The sequence below is a fragment of the Nioella ostreopsis genome, from assembly GCF_004000255.1.
In the GTDB taxonomy this organism is placed as follows: Bacteria; Pseudomonadota; Alphaproteobacteria; order Rhodobacterales; family Rhodobacteraceae; genus Nioella; species Nioella ostreopsis.
The window spans coordinates 98,838-112,874 of sequence record NZ_RCIQ01000002.1 but is presented as its reverse complement, the minus strand read 5'-3'; the positions used below and the strand labels follow the sequence as shown (position 1 = coordinate 112,874).

Annotated in this window: 19 protein-coding genes; 10 read left to right on the top strand and 9 right to left on the bottom strand. The window is 63.4% G+C overall.

Annotated elements, in window-relative coordinates; translation table 11 throughout:
• Window positions 1–4 precede the first annotated feature (4 nt).
• The 3 genes from EP237_RS03045 to lepA form a co-directional block, all read right to left on the bottom strand.
• A complete protein-coding gene (locus EP237_RS03045) occupies window positions 5–616 on the bottom strand; it encodes a hypothetical protein (protein WP_127558005.1) in 612 nt (203 codons plus the stop codon).
• Window positions 617–778: 162 nt separating this feature from the next.
• Window positions 779–1,075, bottom strand: coding sequence for a GIY-YIG nuclease family protein (locus tag EP237_RS03040; protein ID WP_127558004.1), 297 nt, complete (start codon window positions 1,073–1,075; stop codon window positions 779–781).
• Between the two features lie 158 nt (window positions 1,076–1,233).
• Window positions 1,234–3,033 (bottom strand): translation elongation factor 4, encoded by a 1,800-nt coding sequence (lepA, locus tag EP237_RS03035; protein WP_127558002.1) that lies wholly within the window; start codon window positions 3,031–3,033, stop codon window positions 1,234–1,236.
• 331 nt (window positions 3,034–3,364) lie between these two features.
• Here lepA and EP237_RS03030 point away from each other — a divergent pair, with 331 nt between their 5' ends.
• The gene (locus tag EP237_RS03030) at window positions 3,365–3,613 is read left to right on the top strand and encodes a ParB N-terminal domain-containing protein (protein WP_127558000.1); all 249 of its coding nucleotides are present in this window, start codon (window positions 3,365–3,367) and stop codon (window positions 3,611–3,613) included.
• Here EP237_RS03030 and EP237_RS03025 read toward each other — a convergent pair.
• A complete protein-coding gene (locus tag EP237_RS03025) occupies window positions 3,610–4,059 on the bottom strand; it encodes an Lrp/AsnC family transcriptional regulator (RefSeq protein WP_127557998.1) in 450 nt (149 codons plus the stop codon). The genes EP237_RS03030 and EP237_RS03025 overlap by 4 nt on opposite strands.
• A gap of 128 nt (window positions 4,060–4,187) precedes the next feature.
• On the opposite strand from EP237_RS03025, the gene EP237_RS03020 reads away from it, so the two are divergent.
• Window positions 4,188–5,240: a Leu/Phe/Val dehydrogenase gene (locus EP237_RS03020; protein WP_127557996.1), complete on the top strand. Its 1,053-nt coding sequence runs from the start codon at window positions 4,188–4,190 to the stop codon at window positions 5,238–5,240.
• A 124-nt stretch (window positions 5,241–5,364) separates the two neighbouring features.
• Entirely contained in the window at window positions 5,365–5,667 is a 303-nt protein-coding gene (locus tag EP237_RS03015) for a hypothetical protein (RefSeq protein WP_127557994.1), read from the top strand.
• 2 nt (window positions 5,668–5,669) lie between these two features.
• On the opposite strand, the gene EP237_RS03010 is transcribed toward EP237_RS03015, so the two are convergent.
• Window positions 5,670–6,107, bottom strand: coding sequence for a low molecular weight protein-tyrosine-phosphatase (locus tag EP237_RS03010; RefSeq protein WP_127557992.1), 438 nt, complete (start codon window positions 6,105–6,107; stop codon window positions 5,670–5,672).
• A gap of 46 nt (window positions 6,108–6,153) precedes the next feature.
• On the opposite strand from EP237_RS03010, the gene EP237_RS03005 reads away from it, so the two are divergent.
• Together EP237_RS03005 and EP237_RS03000 are read left to right on the top strand one after the other, a co-directional pair.
• Window positions 6,154–6,846, top strand: a complete 693-nt coding sequence (locus EP237_RS03005) for an NAD-dependent deacylase (RefSeq protein WP_127557990.1) — start codon at window positions 6,154–6,156, stop codon at window positions 6,844–6,846.
• Between the two features lie 86 nt (window positions 6,847–6,932).
• Window positions 6,933–7,385, top strand: a complete 453-nt coding sequence (locus EP237_RS03000) for a hypothetical protein (RefSeq protein WP_127557988.1) — start codon at window positions 6,933–6,935, stop codon at window positions 7,383–7,385.
• Window positions 7,386–7,482: 97 nt separating this feature from the next.
• On the opposite strand, the gene EP237_RS02995 is transcribed toward EP237_RS03000, so the two are convergent.
• From EP237_RS02995 to rpmB, 3 genes are all read right to left on the bottom strand, one after another.
• The gene (locus EP237_RS02995) at window positions 7,483–7,992 is read right to left on the bottom strand and encodes a copper chaperone PCu(A)C (RefSeq protein WP_127557986.1); all 510 of its coding nucleotides are present in this window, start codon (window positions 7,990–7,992) and stop codon (window positions 7,483–7,485) included.
• A gap of 41 nt (window positions 7,993–8,033) precedes the next feature.
• Window positions 8,034–8,381, bottom strand: a complete 348-nt coding sequence (locus EP237_RS02990; RefSeq protein ID WP_127557984.1) for a hypothetical protein — start codon at window positions 8,379–8,381, stop codon at window positions 8,034–8,036.
• A 106-nt stretch (window positions 8,382–8,487) separates the two neighbouring features.
• On the bottom strand, window positions 8,488–8,775 hold the full coding sequence (gene rpmB / locus EP237_RS02985) for a 50S ribosomal protein L28 (RefSeq protein WP_127557982.1): 288 nt from the start codon (window positions 8,773–8,775) through the stop codon (window positions 8,488–8,490).
• Window positions 8,776–8,962: 187 nt separating this feature from the next.
• Between rpmB and EP237_RS02980 the strand changes: the two genes are divergently transcribed.
• The 3 genes from EP237_RS02980 (at window position 8,963) to EP237_RS02970 (ending at window position 11,256) form a co-directional block, all read left to right on the top strand.
• On the top strand, window positions 8,963–9,652 hold the full coding sequence (locus EP237_RS02980; protein WP_127557980.1) for a leucine-rich repeat domain-containing protein: 690 nt from the start codon (window positions 8,963–8,965) through the stop codon (window positions 9,650–9,652).
• On the top strand, window positions 9,649–10,347 hold the full coding sequence (locus EP237_RS02975) for a DUF2161 domain-containing phosphodiesterase (protein WP_127557978.1): 699 nt from the start codon (window positions 9,649–9,651) through the stop codon (window positions 10,345–10,347). Before EP237_RS02980 ends, EP237_RS02975 begins: the two co-directional genes overlap by 4 nt.
• Before the next feature lie 72 nt (window positions 10,348–10,419).
• A complete protein-coding gene (locus EP237_RS02970) occupies window positions 10,420–11,256 on the top strand; it encodes an EamA family transporter (RefSeq protein WP_127557976.1) in 837 nt (278 codons plus the stop codon).
• On the opposite strand, the gene ygfZ is transcribed toward EP237_RS02970, so the two are convergent.
• Window positions 11,230–11,994 carry a CAF17-like 4Fe-4S cluster assembly/insertion protein YgfZ gene (gene ygfZ, locus EP237_RS02965; RefSeq protein WP_127557974.1) on the bottom strand — a complete coding sequence of 255 codons (765 nt, stop codon included), beginning with the start codon at window positions 11,992–11,994 and terminating at the stop codon, window positions 11,230–11,232. The two genes, EP237_RS02970 and ygfZ, sit on opposite strands and share 27 nt — an antisense overlap.
• 70 nt (window positions 11,995–12,064) lie before the next feature.
• Here ygfZ and EP237_RS02960 point away from each other — a divergent pair, with 70 nt between their 5' ends.
• Both EP237_RS02960 and EP237_RS02955 read left to right on the top strand, forming a co-directional pair.
• Window positions 12,065–12,754 (top strand): TIGR04283 family arsenosugar biosynthesis glycosyltransferase, encoded by a 690-nt coding sequence (locus EP237_RS02960; RefSeq protein ID WP_127558427.1) that lies wholly within the window; start codon window positions 12,065–12,067, stop codon window positions 12,752–12,754.
• Window positions 12,755–12,808: 54 nt separating this feature from the next.
• The gene (locus EP237_RS02955; protein WP_127557972.1) at window positions 12,809–13,999 is read left to right on the top strand and encodes a pyridoxal-phosphate-dependent aminotransferase family protein; all 1,191 of its coding nucleotides are present in this window, start codon (window positions 12,809–12,811) and stop codon (window positions 13,997–13,999) included.
• Window positions 14,000–14,037 lie beyond the last annotated feature (38 nt).

The following is a 14,037-nucleotide window of genomic DNA, read 5'->3' as shown; positions in this document are numbered from 1 at the left end:
GAGGCTAGCAAAAACCATCAAGCTCGGATGCGAAGTCGATTCTTCTTGAGCCGAGAGGGCGGCTTCCAGAAAGAAGATTTATCCCTTGCTTTTGGAAGCCTATTCGTTGCCTCCAAACTGGATTTGGGCCAAACCTAAGTTCGAACCTCGGCTCTCTTGGTTTAAAATCCCAAGCGGCCCAGCCTACTCGCAAATGGAGCCCTAGGTGCAATATCCCGGTGGTCAGTTCTTCGTTATCGTCCCGACAGTATTGATTTGGGCTTCGTCCCTTTCCTTCCGGATAATAGATTGGAGCTGGGTAGAGAAACGCACCAGATATTCTTCGCCCCGCAAACACCGAAGCAGAAGAGGAATCTTCGATTCTAGCAAACACGTAGTCATAAGCTTGTCGTGCTGCCTGCGCCCACTTTGCATAATGCCAAGACTTGTCGGGCTCTTTTACTTCGAACGCAATCGCAAATCTTTCAAGCCGCGTATCCTTCGGAACAGCAACAACATCTGCTCGTACCAAATGCCTGTTGAAAGTTGCGTGCCGGAGATTGACCTCCTCAAAACACCAAAAGTCGTCTGCAAGAGCATTCATTAGTTCTTCGCGCCGCGCCTGCTCGATATCCACAAAAGCCCCTTCTCTTCGCTGCAGAGAGAATACATTTCAGCAAGCGTAAGGTGGACAGTTTGCACACAACTCGCAAGGCGAACCGCCATCAGTCGCCCATCTTTAAGATTGTCTAGGAAGGTGGCAGGAGGTCCCCGCTTTCGCGGGGATGACAGGGGGGGGCTAGAGACCCAGTTCGATCGCCAGGTCCCGCCAATCCGGGTTCATCGCCTCAATCATCTCCACCTTCCACGCGCGGTTCCATTTCTTGATCCGCTTTTCGCGCAGGATGGCCTCGCGGATGTCCGTGTGCAGCTCGAACCAGACCAGCCGGTGAAGATTGTACCTGCGCGTGAAGCTTTCGGCCCTACCTTCTCTGTGTTCGACAACCCGGCGCGCGAGATCGTTGGTCACGCCGGTGTAAAGCGTGCCGTTCGGTCGATTGGTCAGGATGTAGGTGAAATAGCTATGGTCCCGCATGAGCGCAGGATGGGGCGTGGAGGGTTAAGTGGGAGTTAACGGTGGTGTGGATGGTGGGAGGTCCCCGCTTTCGCGGGGATGACAGGCGGCACGTCTGAATGGAACCCTTGTCATCCCCGCGAAAGCGGGGACCCCAAGCCGCAAACGCGACGCCCGCCTCAGCTATCCATCTTCAACGCATTGATAAACGCCGACTGCGGGATTTCCACCTTCCCGAACTGACGCATCTTCTTCTTGCCCGCTTTCTGCTTGTCTAGAAGCTTGCGCTTCCTGGTCGCGTCGCCGCCGTAGCATTTGGCGGTCACGTCCTTGCGCATGGCCGACAGCGTCTCTCGCGCGATCACGCGGCCCCCGATGGCGGCCTGGATCGGGATCTTGAACATGTGGCGGGGGATGAGCTCTTTCAGCTTTTCGCACATGGCGCGGCCGCGCATTTCGGCCCGGTCGCGGTGGACCATCATCGAGAGCGCATCGACCGGCTCCTCGTTGACTAGCACCGACATCTTGACAAGGAAGTCCTCGCGGTAGCCCTCCATCTGATAGTCAAAAGAGGCATAGCCCTTGGTCACAGATTTCAGCCGGTCGTAGAAGTCGAAGACGACCTCATTGAGCGGCAGGTCATAGACGACCATCGCGCGGGAACCCGCATAGGTCAGGTCAAGCTGGATGCCGCGGCGGTCCTGGCAGAGCTTCAGCACGTCGCCGAGATAGTCGTCGGGCACAAGGATGGTCGCCTTGATCCGCGGTTCCTCGATATGGTCGACATAGGTCAGGTCGGGCATGTCGGCGGGGTTGTGAAGCTCCTGCACCGAGCCGTCTTTCATGTGGACATGGTAGACCACGGAGGGCGCGGTGGTGATCAGGTCGATATCGTATTCGCGTTCGATGCGGTCGCGGATGACTTCGAGGTGGAGAAGGCCGAGGAAGCCGCAGCGGAAGCCGAAGCCGAGGGCCGCGGAGGTTTCCATCTCGAAGGAGAAGGAGGCGTCGTTCAGGGCCAGTTTCTCGATCGCGTCGCGCAGGTCTTCAAACTCGGCGCTGTCGACCGGGAAAAGACCGCAGAAGACCACTGGCTGCGCCGGTTTGAAGCCGGGCAGCGCGGTGTCGGTGCCGCCCTTTTCATGGGTGATGGTGTCGCCCACGCGGGTGTCGCGCACCTGTTTGATCGAGGCGGTGAGGAAGCCGATCTCGCCCGGTCCCAGTTCCTTGATGTCCTGCATCTTGGGGCGGAAGACGCCGAGCCGGTCGACCGGGTAGCGCCCGCCGGTCTTCATCATCTTGATGCGGTCGCCCTTGCGGATCACCCCGTCGATGATGCGGATGATGACGACGACGCCGAGATAGCTGTCGTAATAGCTGTCCACCAGCATCGCCTTGAGCGGCGCGTCGCGGTCGCCCTTGGGCGCGGGCAGGCGGGTGACGATGGCCTCCAGCACCTCGGGGATGCCGACGCCGGTCTTGGCGGAAATGAGCACGGCGTCAGAGGCGTCGATGCCGATCACGTCCTCGATCTGTTCGGCCACGCGTTCGGGCTCAGCCGCCGGAAGGTCGACCTTGTTCAAGACCGGCACGATCTCATGATCGGCGTCGATGGCCTGGTAGACATTGGCAAGCGTCTGCGCCTCGACCCCCTGGCTGGCATCGACGACCAGAAGCGAGCCCTCGACGGCGCGCATGGACCGGCTGACCTCATAGGCGAAGTCCACATGGCCGGGCGTGTCGATCAGGTTCAGGACGTAGGTCTTGCCGTCCTTGGCCGGGTATTCGATGCGCACCGTGTTGGCCTTGATGGTGATCCCGCGCTCGCGCTCGATATCCATGCTGTCCAGAAGCTGCGCCTGCATATCGCGTTCGGCCACCGTCCCGGTCAGCTGGATCAGCCGGTCGGCAAGGGTGGATTTACCGTGGTCGATATGGGCCACGATGGAGAAATTGCGGATTAGATCAAGGTCGGTCATGAGGGTGGGATATGAGCGGGATTTGGGGTTTGGTCAATGGGGTCCGTGGGGCAGTGGCGATGTCTGTGACCGGCGGGTGTCAGGCTTCCCGGGCCTTGCGAACATAGGTGGTTCTGCCAGTCGAAACCGTGCGCCCACTCTTCAGCGCGGAATCAAGGCGAAGCCGCCGCGCTATCGTCCTCGCGGGCGCCGTCGATGGCGATTGGATGCCCAACCAACGCGGTAACAGTCCCGATCTTCCACCGATCATGGCCCCGCCTGCGATCATCGCAGGCATTCGGCCTTGCCCGTGCTAGCCTGTGCCGGGAATCATTCTGAACTGGACCTGTCGATGCCCCCGATCCTGACCTTCCCGATAAGCGAGATCTACGTTCCGGCAAAGCGGGCCAAGACGCTGGACCCTGATAAGGTTCAGGCGCTGGCCGAGGATATTCTGGAAAACGGCCAGAAGGTTCCGATCCGCCTGCGCGAGGGCAAGGGGCGCTATGTGTTGCAGGAAGGTCTGCACCGGCTGGAAGCGCTGCGGGCCCTGGGGGAAGACAGCATCCAGGGCTACTTGGCCCGCGCGCGGCTGCATTAGGGGCGCACCTCGCGATCCACCATCGCGCGCAGCGAAAAGCTGGTGCGGGTGGAGCGGATGCCGGGGACGTTCATCAGGTTGTGTTCGAGGAAGCTGTCGAAGCTTTTCAGGTCGCGGGCGGCGATTTTCAGCAGGATATCGCGGCTGCCGGTCATCAGGTGGCATTCCAGAACCTCGGGAAAGCGGCGGATCGCACGTTCGAACCCTTCCAGTGCGTCGCGGCTCTGGCGTTCCAGTTCGGCGAAGACGAAGACGGTGATGGGGAAGCCCAGTTTCTCGGGGCTGACCCGGGCGGCATAGCCGGTGATGATGCCCTCGGCCTCCATCCGCGCCATGCGGCGGGCGCAGGGGGTGGGGGACAGGCCAACCCGGTCGGCCAGATCGGTGACCGGCAGGCGGCCATCGCGTTGCAGGGTGGTGAGAATCTTGCGGTCGAGATCGTCCATCCGCGTGAATCCTTCGAATCAGAGGGGGATGGCAGAGAATATCACCAATGACGGCGCCCCTGGAATGGATATTTGGCGTCTATCACCCCTGTCCTGAAGATATTCTCCTCGCAAAGAGGAGGACACCCATGCAGATCACCACCCTGCCCACACCGAGCCATGAAGAGGTCTCGCGCGTTTCCGACGACACAACGGGGCTTGTGGGCTTTATCGCCATTCACTCCACCCAGTTGGGGCCCGCAGCGGGGGGGCTGCGGATGAAGCCCTATGCCAGCGAGGAGGCGGCGCTGACCGATGCGCTGCGGCTGAGCCACGGGATGACCTTCAAGAACGCCGCGGCGGGGCTGCCACTGGGCGGCGGCAAGGCGGTGATCATGGGCGATCCTTTGGTGCTGAAATCCGAGGCGCTGCTGGCGGGTTTCGCCGGGGCCATCGCGGCGCTGAAAGGGCGCTACTGGACGGCGGAAGACATGGGGATGAGCCCTGCCGATATGACGGTGATCGCGCGTGGAACGGAGTTCGTGGCCGGCCTGCCGGACGGGCCGTTTGCCAGCGGCGACCCCTCGCCCGTCACCGCGCGCGGCATCTTCAACGCGGTGCGCTGCACGGCGCGGCACCGGTTCGGATCGGGCGATCTGACCGGGCGCAAGGTAGCGGTTCAGGGTCTGGGGCATGTGGGATGGTATCTGGCCGAGATGCTGCACGGTGCGGGGGCGGCGCTGATCGTCGCTGACATCGACCCCGCGCGATGCGATCAGGCGGCGAAGGCCTTCGGTGCGGCCATCGCGCCGGTGGACCGGATCCTGCAGGTGGAGGCCGATATCCTCGCCCCCTGCGCCATCGGCGGCATCCTGAACGCCGAAACCATTCCTGCGCTGCGGGTGCAGGCCGTGGCGGGCGGAGCCAATAATCAACTGGCGACCCCTGCCGATGGCGACGCGCTGCACAGGCGCGGCATCCTCTATGCGCCAGACTATGTGGCCAATGCGGGCGGCATCATCAACGTGGCAACCGAGATCCTGAAAATCCGCGACCGGGAGCGCTTCGTCACCGACAAGCTGGCCGAGGCCGAAGCGACGCTTGACGCGATCCTGACTCAGGCCGCCACGCGTGGGCTGGCGCCGCATAAGGTGGCCGACGATATCGTTCTGAGCCGCATGCAGCAGCGCCCTGCCGCCTGACCCGCCATTTTCCGCCCATTTTGCCCCCGTTGCGCGTCAGGCGATTGCGCTGCGGGGGCATTTTCGGCAGATTATCCCGCAGAAGGGGGACCAACCCCTTGCATGGGGCAAACGAGGCAGGGCGATGAGCAAGACATTCTCGGCATTTCTGATCACGTTTATGGTGGTGGGCGCTCCGTTGGAGGCAAGCCCGGTGGAGCGCGCCTGTATGGGATCGGGCCGCACAGCCGCGAACCCGTCGCTTTGCGCCTGTATCGGAAGCGCCGCGCGCCAGACGCTGAATTTCGGCGAACAGCGCCGCGCCGCGCGACTGTTTAACGACCCGGACGAAGCGGAAGAGTTGCGCATGTCCGACAACCACCGGGACGAGGCGTTCTGGGATCGCTACCGCGCCTTCGGACAGGCCGCCGAACAGATGTGCGGCTGAGATCAGTCGAGCTTTTCGGCCCAGGCCCTTGCGGCCCGTTCGATCAGGTCCAACACCCCGTCGAAATCCCGCGTGTAATATGGGTCGGGCACATCGCGTGGCGCACCATCCAGCGGGGCGAGGTACAGGGACAGCCTGGCCGTGGCATCCGCCGGGCGGATCGCCTGCAAATCCTCCATATTGCTGCTGTCCATCGCGAGGATCAGGTCGAAGCGGTGGAAATCGTCTGTCGTGACCTGCCGGGCGCGCCGTTGGCTGAGGTCATATCCCCGCGCCCGCGCGGCCGCCTGCATCGGGGCATAGGGTGGCTTGCCCACATGCCAGCCTGCGGTTCCGGCACTGTCGATATGCGCATCTGGGAGAGCCGCGCGCAGCAGCGCCTCGCCTGTGGGCGAGCGGCAGATATTGCCCAGACAGACACAGAGGATAGACTTGGCCATGAGAGCTCCTTCTCGGGTGGCTCTTGATGCCATGGAAGGGAGCTGAATGGAACGGATCGTTGTCCTGACCGGCGCGGGGATTTCTGCGGAAAGCGGGCTTGGCACCTTTCGCGACAAGGACGGGCTGTGGACCCGCTATGACCTGACCGAGGTCGCCACGCCCGAGGGCTTTGCCCGCAATCCACGGCTGGTGCATGACTTCTACAATGCCCGCCGCGCCAATGCGCTGGATGCCTCGCCCAATGCTGCGCATACCGCGTTGGCGCGGCTGGAACGGGAGTGGCCGGGGGAGCTTCTGATCGTCACCCAGAACGTCGATGACCTGCATGAACGCGCGGGCAGCCGCAATGTCCTGCACATGCATGGGGCTCTGGCGGGGGCGCTGTGCGCGGCCTGCGACCACCGCTGGCCCGCGCCTCGGGTGATGGACCCCGCCGCCCCCTGCCCCGCCTGTGACGCGCCGCGCACCCGGCCCGATATCGTCTGGTTCGGGGAGATTCCCTATCACATGGATGAGATCGCCGAGGCGCTATGGCAGGCTGATCTGTTCGTGTCCATCGGCACCTCTGGCGAGGTCTATCCCGCCGCGGGATTCGTGCAGGAGGCGCAGGCCGCCGGGGCTGAGACGCTGGAAATCAATCTGGAGCCAAGCCGCGTGCCGGGTCTGTTTGACCGGGTGATCGCGGGACCTGCGACAAAAGCCGTGCCAGACTGGGTCGCGGAGGTGCTGGCGCAGTGAATCCTTCACAAACCGGTGAGGCAGATTGTTTGTGTCGCCAAATTAGTGTATTAGTGACACTTTACGGCTCGCAGAAAGGATTCCCCATGCATCGCCGCCACACCATTCTCGCCCTTTGTCTGCTGTTCACCACCCAAAGCCCGGCGGCCCATGCTCAGGCCGGTCTGGAAAGCTATGACCTGACCCCCTATCGCGTGATCTCGGTGCATGACGACTGGCGCGTTCTGTGTACGCCCGTGGGCAGCGGCAGCTGGTCCTATCCGCGCGATTGCGCCGTCGAGGATCGCTATGGGCTGATCGTTTTCGTCAATCCCTTCGGCTACTTCGCCTATACGCAACGCGGGCATGTCCCCGGCGACGGCATGATGCAGGAGGGTGAGGGATTCGGCGCTGAAGAGGTATTGCTGACCTATGCCGGTCCCGACACATCGGCCGAGTTCATCTCGGGGGGCGCGGTCTTTTCAGACAGCGTTGCCTATACAGTCAGTCTTGACGGATACGCCGAGGCGCAGGCCGCCGCGATTGCGCTGATGCAGTAGGGTTTCGACCAGGACGGCGCGCCGGATGGAACGTTCGGCGCGCCGCCAAGGGCCGCTATCGGGAGGGACAGCACCGTCGCGGCCCTATCCCAAGGGCTTAGTCAGAGGCCGCGTTGCCCATATTGCCGTGGTTCATCTGGCCGTGGCCCTGCATCTGCTGGCGCATCGGGTTGCGTTCCAGGTCGATCGGGATGGTCACGGTCATCTCACCGGCCTGTTCGAAGACCAGCGTCACTTCGATCTCATCGCCATGTTCGAAGGGCTGGTTGAGGCCGAGGAACATGACGTGGTCACCGCCGCGCGCCAGGGCATGGCTGCCGCCAGCCGGGATCGCGAAGCCTTCCTCGACCTCGACCATGCGCATCACGCCATTGTCGTCTTCCAGATGGGTGTGCAGTTCGACCCGCTGCGCCACGTCCGAGCGTGCCGCGATCAGGCGGTCATCGGTATCGGTCTGGTTCATGATCTCCATGAAGGCCGCGCCCGATTGCGACATCATCGCCGACGCGCGGGCATAGGGGTCGTGGATCATGATGCCGTCTGCAAAGGCGGGAAGGGCGAAGGACAGGGCGGCAACGCCCGCGAGAAGGGTGGATTTGAACGACATCGGTCGTCTCCTTGATCTGATTGAAATAGGGGTATTCGGGATCAGATCAGGGATGGGGGGCCACGCCCCTGTCCGCCCTGGACAGTGGTTTCGTGAACAAGCAGCGTGAAGGGCCGCGCATAGAGCCGCGCCATGCGCCATTCCGGCGCGTCCAGCGGTTGCGGTTCCGTCAGGGCCAATGCGCCGATGGTACAATCGGGGCAGGCATGGGTCACCTCTATCGGGTCACCATCGGGGCCGAGAGGCACCACCTGCTGATCGGCATCGATGCAGAGAATCATCGCACCCGTCATCGACATCCCGCCACGGGCCACGGCCATGCTGACCGAGGTCATGGCAAGCACCAGACCAAGCAGCAGCGCGGTTGCGGGATTCAGCAGACGGTTCATGACGCTTAGATAGGCACGGGTCGCGGCGCTTGCAAAGCGCAAAAAGGACGCGGCCCCCGGGCAGATGCCGGAGGCCGCGAAATTGTGCCGAAAGGATCGGGGAAGATCAGGCTTCTGCCTGGGCTTTCACGATATCTTTCTTGATTTTCAGCGCCTTGGGCGAAAGCTCTTCGTCTTTCGCCTTGGCCAGGAATGCATCCAGGCCACCACGGTGATCGACAGAGCGCAGAGCCGCTGCCGAAATCCGCAGCTTGAAGCTGCGATCAAGCGCCTCGGACCCGAGGGTCACGTCGTTCAGGTTCGGAAGGAACCGACGCTTGGTCTTGTTGTTTGCATGGCTGACATTGTTGCCAGACATGGGGCCTTTTCCGGTCAGTTCGCAGACGCGCGACATGTGCTTATCCTCGGTCTCAGAAACGGACAAGGGCGCTGAGCCGGTCAGCGCCCCTACAAATCTGGCGGGTGGATACGGCGCTGCACGGGCAGTGTCAAGCGATTCATCCATCAGTTCCGTCGCGGCTTGGCCGATTTGTGTTCCTATGCCAGAGTCTGCCGGGCAAGACCAGAAACCAGAGCAGAGAATGACAGAGGCAGAGCGCGCGTTTCAAGCTGCGGAAGAGGCCATTGAAGAGAGCCGTCTCGACATGCTGGACGAGGTGATCCTGAGCGGCGGGCCGTTTGCTGCGCTGTCGTCGCTCCCCTCCAGCCTGTCCTCGATCCCAGGGCTGTCGCTGGTGGAGGTGACCGACACCGCGTTGACGGACATCTCCGCTTTGAAAGACTGCCACGCACTGCGCGCGCTTTACCTGGAGAACGCGCCGCTCGCCAATCTTGCACCGCTCGCCGGGCTGACCGGGCTGCGGGGGCTCTGCCTATCGGGCACCTCCGTTTCGGACCTTGGGCCGCTGGCCGGGCTGACGGGGTTGGACTGGCTGATGCTGGATGATTGCCCGGTGCACGACCTGACCCCTTTGTCTGGCCTCGCCAGCCTGACGCAGCTTTCCATTGCCCGAACGCAGGTCGAGGACCTGACGCCTCTGGCGGCATTGCGGTCTCTGACGCGCCTGACGGTGACAGGCTCTCGGATTGCCGATCTGACGCCGGTTGCAGCCCTGACAGGGTTGCTGGCAGAGACCCCCGTTGCCGGGCTGTTCTGCAGCGACATTCCCGCCCTTTCCGCTGACCCGGCGCTGGCCGAAATTGCCGCGATCAGCGACACGCGCAGCCGGACGCGGGCCATCATGGCGCTCATGACGGCCCGGCAGAGATGAAGGAAACCGATCTCTACCCGCCGGTGAAAGCCTTTTTGGAGGGGCAAGGCTACGAGGTGAAATCCGAGGTCGGCGCTGCCGATGTCGTGGCTCTGCGCGATGGCGAGGACCCGGTGATCGTGGAGCTGAAAACTCGCTTCTCTTTGGCGCTGTTCCATCAGGGCGTGGCGCGGATGGCCTTGGCAGATCTGGTCTATCTGGCGGTGCCGCGCGGAAAAGGGCGGGGGTTTCAGAAGGCGCTGAAGGAAAACGTGACGCTCTGCCGCCGGTTGGGGCTTGGTCTGCTGACGGTGCGGATGCGCGACGGGTTCGTCGAGGCGCATTGCGATCCGGGGCCCTATGCGCCACGCATTTCCAAACCGAAACGCCATCGGCTGCTGCGGGAATTCGCACGCCGGGTCGGCGACCCGAATAGCGGCGGGGCCACGCGGGTGGGGCTGGTCACCGCCTATAGGCAGGACGCCCTGCGGTGTGCTGCCCATCTGGCCGAACACGGACCCTCACGCGGCCGGGACGTGAAGGCCGCGACCGGGGTGGACCGGGCCACGACCCTGATGCGGGACGACCACTATGGCTGGTTCGAGAAGGTCGAAAAGGGTGTTTATGCGTTGACGCCCAAGGGGGTGGAGGGGCTGGACGAGTATGGCATGCCAAACCCACTTGCCGCCGCGGCAGAAACCGAGAACACCAGCTGACCTGCCTTTTGGGTTTTCCTTTCGCCTGCGGCTTGTGTCACATAACCGTTACATTCGCCGAGGCAGCAGTAAATGTCCTTCACGGTTCTTCTGGCGGTCCTGGGTGCGGCCTTGCTGCACGCGGGCTGGAACGCCATCATCAAGACGGGGCTGTCGAAGCAGACCTCGATGTTCCTGCTGTCGGTGGGACATGCGGCGATCGGCTTTTGTGTGGCCCTGACCAAGCCCTTTCCGGAGGCCGAGGTCTGGCCCTGGCTGCTGGCCTCGGGGCTGATCCACATGGCCTATCAGCTTTTCCTGGCCTTCGCCTATGAACAGGGCGCCCTCAGCCGCGTTTATCCACTGGCACGCGGGGCTGCGCCGATGATGGTGTTGGTCGTCAGCGTCCTTTTCCTGTCCGACCCTATGGGGGTGATGGATTACGTGGGCGTTCTGGTCCTGGGCCTTGGCATCGCCTTCATGGCGCGCGGGGTCTTCACCAATGGCGAATCGCGGCGGTTGCTGCCGTTTGCCTTCGGGTCCGCCATGGCGACGGCGGGCTATACGCTGGCCGACGGGTTAGGCGCGCGGGTGGCGGGCGATCCGCTGCAATATGTGGGCTGGCTGATGATGCTGTCGGCGCTGTTCTACACCCCGGCTGCGATTGCCCTGCGCGGGGTCGAGGTGATCCGCGCCAGCAGGCGGGACTGGATCATGGGGCTGATCGCGGCGGCGGCGAGCTTTGCGGCCTATGCCATCGCGGTCTGGGCCATGACGGTGGCGCCGCTGGCCCTTGTCGCGGCGCTCCGGGAAACCTCGATCCTCTTCGCCGTGCTGCTTGGCTGGCTGCTGTTCGGGGACCGGATGGACCGGGGCAAGATCATCGCCGCCGTGCTGATCGTCTCAGGCGTTGTCCTGACCCGGCTCTGACCAGCGGACGATAGCCTCGCCCGCCATCATGTCGCCCTTGGCACGGTCGAAGCGCAGATAGGCAATGGCCTTGCCACCTGATTGAGTGAAGAGCGTGCCAGCCGGTTTGTCGCCTGCCATGATCGGTGTGCCGACGGGCGCGTTGCCGTCAATCTCCACCGTGACCAGCCCCTTGCGCAGGGTGGTCTTGTGCTTCATCCGCGCGGTGACCTCCTGCCCCACATAGCAGCCCTTGCGGTGATCGACCCCGTGCAGCCGGTCATAGCCCGCTTCAAGGATATAGCTATCCTCGGGGATCAGCTCGATGCCGGTTTCGGGGATGCAATGGGTCACGCGAATCGCATCCCAGTCGATCTGCGGTGCGCTGCCCTCCACCCCATAGGATCGCCAACCGAGTGCCTCGTGGCGCGGATCGGGGTGGGCGCCGTCGGGCGCGGGGCCAAGGCCACGAGCGACAGACAAGCCGCTGTCCTCGATCGTCACCGCTGCGCGCAGCTTGTACATCGAGAGGCGTCGGAACAGCCCCGGCGCGAGGTCACCGGCCACGTCGAGCAGGATATCCTCACCCCGGTCGAGCAGAAAGAAATCCGCCAGAAACTTGCCTTGGGGACTGAGCAAAGCGGAATAGACCAGAACGCCGGGTTTGGCGTCATTGGTCACAAGCCCATGCAGGAATTGCTGCGCATCCTCGCCCGCGATCCGCAATACGGTGCGATTCTCTGCCTTTTCGCCGGTCATCCACGTTTCCTTTCGCGTCTTCCCCGTCATATAGGACGGCAGACCGTCCTGAACCATGGGCTTTCGCAACATGCCTGCGCCGCTGTCCATCATCATCCCCACCCTGAACGCAGCACCTTTGCTGGCGGCAACCACGGCGGCCCTGATGGAAGGCGTCGAGATGGGGCTGGTGCGCGACTTGGTGATTTCCGATGGCGGGTCCACGGATGAAACGGCAGAGGCCGCGAGGGAGTTGGGGGCCGTCTGGGTCAGCGGACCTGCCAGCCGGGGCGGACAGCTGGCGCGCGGGGCGCAGGCGGCGTCGGCCCCGTGGCTGCTGTTCCTGCATGCCGATACATGGCTGGCCCCCGGTTGGGGTGAGGCGGTTCTGACCCATATGAATCGCAACCCCGACCGCGCGGCCTGTTTCCGCCTTGCCTTCCGCAGCGAGGCGAGCGCCGCACGGCGCGTGGCGGGATGGGCCAACTGGCGGACGCGGGCCCTTGGCTTGCCTTATGGCGATCAGGGGCTGCTGATGTCGCGGGCGCACTACGACCGGGTCGGCGGCTACCCGGATCAGCCGCTTATGGAGGATGTGGCGATGGCGCGGGCCCTGAAAGAACGGCTAGTGATGTTGCCAGTGGAGGCGCGGACATCGGCGGCGCGATACGAGACGGAGGGCTGGACGAGGCGCGGGGCGCGCAACCTAGGCACGCTGCTGCGCTACCGGATGGGGGCCGATCCGGCGCGGCTTGCACGGCGCTATCACGGCACCGATTGACCCCGCCTGCGGGGGCGGCTACCGCTTTCACATGCCCTCTCGAAAGGTCCCGATATGAGCCTCGCCAACGGTCGTCATTACCTCGCCATTCCCGGCCCCTCCGTCATGCCCGACCGCGTGCTTCAAGCGATGCATCGACCTGCGCCCAACATCTATACGGGGCAGTTGGTGGACATGACCGCAACCATCGTTGCGGATCTCAAGCAGGTGGCGCGGACCCGGCATGAGGTGGCGATCTATATCGCCAACGGCCATGGCGCTTGGGAAGCGGCGCTGTGCAACACCCTGTCGCGGGGCGACAGGATCCTGATTCTCGGAACCGGGCGGTTCTGCCTTGGCTGGGGCGAACTGGCAAACGGGTTGGGAATCGAAACCGAGGTGATCGATTTCGGATTCCGCGCGGGGGTGGATCTGGATCGCGTGGCCGAGGCCCTGCGCGTCGATACCGGGCACAGGATCAAGGCCGTTCTGGCGGTTCAGGTCGATACGGCCTCATCCGTGAAGAACAACATCCGCGGCCTGCGCCGCGTGCTGGATGAGACCGGCCACCCGGCGCTGCTGTTTTCCGACAATATCGCCTGCCTGGCAGTGGATGAGTTCCACATGGATGACTGGGGAGTCGACGTGATGGTGACGGGCTGCCAGAAGGGGCTGATGGTGCCGCCGGGCATGTCCTTCGTCTTTTTCAATGACAGGGCAGATGCCACCCGCGAAACGGCTGACTGCGTGACGCCCTATTGGGACTGGCGCCCGCGCGCGAACCCGGCGCTCTACTACCAGCATTTCTGCGGCACAGCGCCAACGCATCACCTGTACGGGCTACGCGAGGCACTGGACATGATCCTGCACGAGGAAGGCTTGGAGGCGGTCTGGCACCGTCACAAGGTGCTGGCAGGGGCTGTCTGGGCTGCGGTCGAGGCGTGGGGACAGGGAACCGAGATCGCACTCAACATTGCAGACCGGGACGCCCGGTCGCATGCGGTGACGACGGTTCGCATGGGCGGCGAGGCTGGCACGCGCCTGCGCCACTGGCTGGAGCATCAGGCGGGGATCACGCTTGGCATTCCGCTTGGCGCGCCGGAGGAAGAGGCCAATGGCATCTTTCGCATCGGTCATATGGGACACGTAAATGCCCATATGGTCATGGGTGTATTGGGCTCGATCCAGGCGGGGATGATCTCGCTTGGCATTCCACACGGTCCGGGCGGGCTTGATGCAGCAGCTGAGGTCATCGCAAAGGGCTAGAAGAATTTTGAACCAAAATTCTTCCGGCCTTCCCAAAA

Bases quoted from the DNA above. Each gene is read 5' to 3' on its own strand.
- EP237_RS02995 (WP_127557986.1), bottom strand. From the start codon at position 7,992: ATGTCGTTCAAATCCACCCTTCTCGCGGGCGTTGCCGCCCTGTCCTTC.
- EP237_RS02955 (WP_127557972.1), top strand. From the start codon at position 12,809: ATGAGCCTCGCCAACGGTCGTCATTACCTCGCCATTCCCGGCCCCTCC.
- EP237_RS03015 (WP_127557994.1), top strand. From the start codon at position 5,365: ATGAGCAAGACATTCTCGGCATTTCTGATCACGTTTATGGTGGTGGGC.
- EP237_RS03025 (WP_127557998.1), bottom strand. From the start codon at position 4,059: ATGGACGATCTCGACCGCAAGATTCTCACCACCCTGCAACGCGATGGC.
- EP237_RS02990 (WP_127557984.1), bottom strand. From the start codon at position 8,381: ATGAACCGTCTGCTGAATCCCGCAACCGCGCTGCTGCTTGGTCTGGTG.
- EP237_RS03040 (WP_127558004.1), bottom strand. From the start codon at position 1,075: ATGCGGGACCATAGCTATTTCACCTACATCCTGACCAATCGACCGAAC.
- EP237_RS02980 (WP_127557980.1), top strand. From the start codon at position 8,963: ATGACAGAGGCAGAGCGCGCGTTTCAAGCTGCGGAAGAGGCCATTGAA.
- EP237_RS03020 (WP_127557996.1), top strand. From the start codon at position 4,188: ATGCAGATCACCACCCTGCCCACACCGAGCCATGAAGAGGTCTCGCGC.
- ygfZ (WP_127557974.1), bottom strand. From the start codon at position 11,994: ATGACCGGCGAAAAGGCAGAGAATCGCACCGTATTGCGGATCGCGGGC.
- rpmB (WP_127557982.1), bottom strand. From the start codon at position 8,775: ATGTCGCGCGTCTGCGAACTGACCGGAAAAGGCCCCATGTCTGGCAAC.
- EP237_RS03010 (WP_127557992.1), bottom strand. From the start codon at position 6,107: ATGGCCAAGTCTATCCTCTGTGTCTGTCTGGGCAATATCTGCCGCTCG.
- EP237_RS03030 (WP_127558000.1), top strand. From the start codon at position 3,365: ATGCCCCCGATCCTGACCTTCCCGATAAGCGAGATCTACGTTCCGGCA.
- EP237_RS03005 (WP_127557990.1), top strand. From the start codon at position 6,154: ATGGAACGGATCGTTGTCCTGACCGGCGCGGGGATTTCTGCGGAAAGC.
- lepA (WP_127558002.1), bottom strand. From the start codon at position 3,033: ATGACCGACCTTGATCTAATCCGCAATTTCTCCATCGTGGCCCATATC.
- EP237_RS03000 (WP_127557988.1), top strand. From the start codon at position 6,933: ATGCATCGCCGCCACACCATTCTCGCCCTTTGTCTGCTGTTCACCACC.
- EP237_RS02960 (WP_127558427.1), top strand. From the start codon at position 12,065: ATGCCTGCGCCGCTGTCCATCATCATCCCCACCCTGAACGCAGCACCT.
- EP237_RS02970 (WP_127557976.1), top strand. From the start codon at position 10,420: ATGTCCTTCACGGTTCTTCTGGCGGTCCTGGGTGCGGCCTTGCTGCAC.
- EP237_RS02975 (WP_127557978.1), top strand. From the start codon at position 9,649: ATGAAGGAAACCGATCTCTACCCGCCGGTGAAAGCCTTTTTGGAGGGG.